Genomic DNA, 3414 nt, shown 5'->3' on the forward strand with positions numbered 1-3414 from the left:
GGGAGTCGCGTGGCTCGGGTGGGGCGCGGAACGGGCCGTAGCCCCGGCGGCACACCCGGCGCGGCGCGCGGCGTCAGCCGAAGATCTGCCGCCCTCTGCGTCGACGGCGTGCGGTCAGCACCGCGTCCACCGACCAGTACGGCGCTCCGGCCAGCACCAGCGGCACCCAGCAGAACATGTACGGCAGGTCGTTGCCGTAGTAGTACGGCTCGCTCGCCCAGCTCATCGTCATCCACAGGCAGAACGAGATCACCGCGCCGCCGCACGCGGCGAGTCGTGCCCACAGCCCGGCCAGCGTGCCCAGGCCGACGGCCAGCTCGCCGATCGCCAGGGCCGTGCCGAAGCCCTGCGGGCTGTGCTGGGCGAGGTCGACCATCCAGGTGAGACCGGCCGAGTCGTGCACCGCGTCGAGGGTGCCGGAGATCGAGTCGGGGCCCTCTCCGGTGAGGAAGTGGGAGTCGGTGAGCTTGTCCAGGCCCGCGTAGGTGAAGGTGATGCCGAGGAAGAGCCGCAGGGGGAGCAGCGCGTAGCGTGCGGCGGTGGCGCGGAGCCCCGTCGGGGCGCCCGCGACGGGGCCCTGGAAGTTGCTGAGGGCTTTGTGGCCGTCGTCGCCGTCGTCGATCCGTCCTCTCACAGGCATGCTTCCCGCCTTCCGCAAGTGCGTTCGGTGTTGCGGGGCATTATGTCCCGGGCGCAGTCCGCGTGCCCCGGGGAGTACGGACGGGGCGGGGCCGGTGTTCACCCGCCGATTCGCCGGACCGCCCCGTGTCCGGTTGCTGCTCCGTCTGCCGTCCCACCGACTGCTCCGCTCTTCGGCCTGCTCTGACAGCGAGAATCGATCGCGGCGTCGCCCGGAGGTCTGACCTTGACTGTGCCCATGGATCTGCACTGTTGTCAGTGGCCCCCGGTAAGGTGCAGCTTATGCATCTGAGGTACGCCTTCCGGATGTACCCGAATGGTCCTCAGCGCTCCGCGCTTGCCAGGGCGTTCGGGTGTGCGCGGGTGGTCTACAACGACGCGCTCCGCGCTCGTGAGACGGCCCGAGCTGCAGGCGAGCCGTTCCCGAAGACCGGGGACCTGTCCAAGCTGTTGATCACCGAGGCGAAGAAGACCGATGAGCGGGCCTGGCTCGGCGAAGTCTCCGCTGTGGTCCTGCAACAGTCCTTGCGGGATCTGGATACCGCCTATCGGAACTTCTTCGACCGCCTGAAAGGCAACCGCCCACGTATGGGCGCACCCCGGTTGAAGTCTCGCAAGGACAACCGGCAGGCAGTACGGTTCACCGCGAATGCCCGCTGGAAGATCACACCCGGTGGGGACCTGTCGTTGCCGAAGATCGGCGATGTGCGGGTGAAGTGGTCCCGCCGCCTTCCTTCGGTCCCGTCCACGGTGACCGTGGTCAAGGATGCGGCCGGAAGGTACTTCTGCTCGTTCGTCGTCGATACTGAACCCGGCGAGGTGTTGCCCGAGGTCACGCCCGAGGTCGGCATAGACCTGGGCCTGGGGCACTTCGCGGTTCTCTCGGACGGCCGGAAGATTGACGCTCCGCGCTTCCTGCGCAGGGCTGAGAAGAAACTCAAGCGCGCACAGCAAGCTCTGAGCCGCAAGGCCAGGGGCTCCAGCAACCGGGGAAAGGCCCGGCTCAAGGTCGCCCGCGCTCACGCGAAGGTGGCCGATGCACGGCGCGAGTTCCACCACCATCTCTCCACCGAACTGATCCGCGAGAACCAAGCCATCGCGGTGGAGGACCTGGCGGTCAAAGGTCTCGCCCGTACGCGCCTGGCCAAGTCCGTCTACGACGTCGGGTGGTCACAGTTCGTGTCCTTCCTGGAGTACAAGGCCGCACGGTACGGGCGCACCGTCACCAGGATCGGCCGGTTCGAGCCCACCTCTCAGGTGTGCTCGCACTGCGGCGTCAGGGAAGGACCCAAGCCCCTCCACATTCGCGTATGGGGATGCGGGGCGTGCGGGTCCGTCCTTGACCGGGACATCAACGCGGCAGTCAACGTCGCCAAGGCCGCCGGACTGGCGGTGTCAGCCTGTCGAGCGCAGGTAGGACCGGGACTTGTCCCGGCACAGCGCGGTGAAGCAGGAACCCACCGAGACGGTCAGCCGACCGTGGTAGGAATCCCCGCCCCCCTGGGCGGCGGAGCGGCGGAAGTCAATCCACGACGTCGATCGGGTAGCGGTTCGTCTCGACGCCGGCCGCCGTGACGACCTGGACGTCCACCCGCCCCGGCTCGACCTCCACCGGCACCGGCACCGTCAGGCTCGCGTCCGCCGGGCTGGTGAAGCCCCCGGTCACCGGGATCAGGGGCACATGCACATGGACGGCGCCGATCCGCACCACCATCCGCGCCATCCGGTCCGGCGCGCCCGCCCCGGCGGGTACGAGACCGGCGCCCCGGATCTCGATGTCGTCTCCGGTGCGGATGGGCGCGTGCAGGTCTCCGATCTCGCGGGTGCGGACGACCGACAGGATGACGGGGCGCCCGCCCTCCGCGTACTTCCCCGCCAGATAGGTGCCCGCCGAGACCACCGCCAGCAGGGCCAGGCCCCAGGGCAGGTCGGGCAGCTGTTCGGGCTCGCGGCCGAGGCGTACGGCGGCGAAGGCCACGGCCACCGCGTTCACCAGCGCGTACTGCACATCGGCGAAGGAGCCGCGGCCCGCGTCGTCGGTGAGCAGGTCGGCGGCGCGCGGCCGGTCCGCGCGCACCTTCTGCAGCCGGCGGCCCTGCACCCGTACGGTCACCGCGCGCCGTACCACGACGGCCACCGCGCAGGTCAGCGCCAGGACGGTCAGGATGCCCGCGCCGTGCGCCAGGTCGAGCCCCTCCAGCAGGCGGCGGCGCCGCTGGGCCCCGCCCGCGCCCGCGAGCTCCACGGCGATCATGAGCACGTCGTACACCACGAGCAGCACCCACGCGGCCGCCACGGCGCGCGATGTCGAGAGCCGGTTGTCCTCGCCGATGACGGGCGCGAGCGCCCCGCCGCGCGCCCGGTGCAGCCAGGCCGTCAGGGACAGCAGCAGGGCCGAGGCCCCCGCCGCGCACAGCGCGGCCGTGCGCGCCAGGGACCATCCGGCGTCCAGCGCGGTCAGCAACTGCCCGAGCAGCAGCGCCCCGACGACCGCCCACACGGCGATCACGGTGTGCCGCCAGAGCCGTGCCCGCCACATCTCACCTGCCGACCGGGCGCGCTCGGCGACCGCTCGGGCGGACTCGGTCAGCTCGTCCGACACCCACTGGCGGGAGGCGCCCGGCGAGTGCGCGAGGTTGGCGGGGACGCCCTGCCCGGCCGCGAGCGCGTCGCGCTGTGCGTGGAACGCGGCCAGCGCGCGGCGGTGTTCCACACGGGCGCTGCCGGGGCAGTCCGCGCAGCCGCAGCCGGAGGGGCCGTGCGGGGCGTGCGGCG

At 71.4% G+C, this 3414-nt stretch carries 3 protein-coding genes; 1 reads left to right on the forward strand and 2 read right to left on the reverse strand.

Annotation, left to right across the window (positions count from 1 at the left end):
• Window positions 1-73 precede the first annotated feature (73 nt).
• On the reverse strand, window positions 74-640 hold the full coding sequence (locus tag G5C65_RS33950) for a DoxX family protein (protein ID WP_165302904.1): 567 nt from the start codon (window positions 638-640) through the stop codon (window positions 74-76).
• A gap of 281 nt (window positions 641-921) precedes the next feature.
• On the opposite strand from G5C65_RS33950, the gene G5C65_RS33955 reads away from it, so the two are divergent.
• The gene (locus G5C65_RS33955) at window positions 922-2214 is read left to right on the forward strand and encodes an RNA-guided endonuclease InsQ/TnpB family protein (RefSeq protein WP_241266252.1); all 1293 of its coding nucleotides are present in this window, start codon (window positions 922-924) and stop codon (window positions 2212-2214) included.
• Here G5C65_RS33955 and G5C65_RS33960 read toward each other — a convergent pair.
• A partial coding sequence (locus G5C65_RS33960; RefSeq protein WP_241266253.1) for a hypothetical protein occupies window positions 2162-3414 on the reverse strand: 1253 nt, incomplete at its 5' end. The two genes, G5C65_RS33955 and G5C65_RS33960, sit on opposite strands and share 53 nt — an antisense overlap.

Source organism: Streptomyces boncukensis, assembly GCF_011045075.1.
GTDB lineage: Bacteria > Actinomycetota > Actinomycetes > Streptomycetales > Streptomycetaceae > Streptomyces > Streptomyces boncukensis.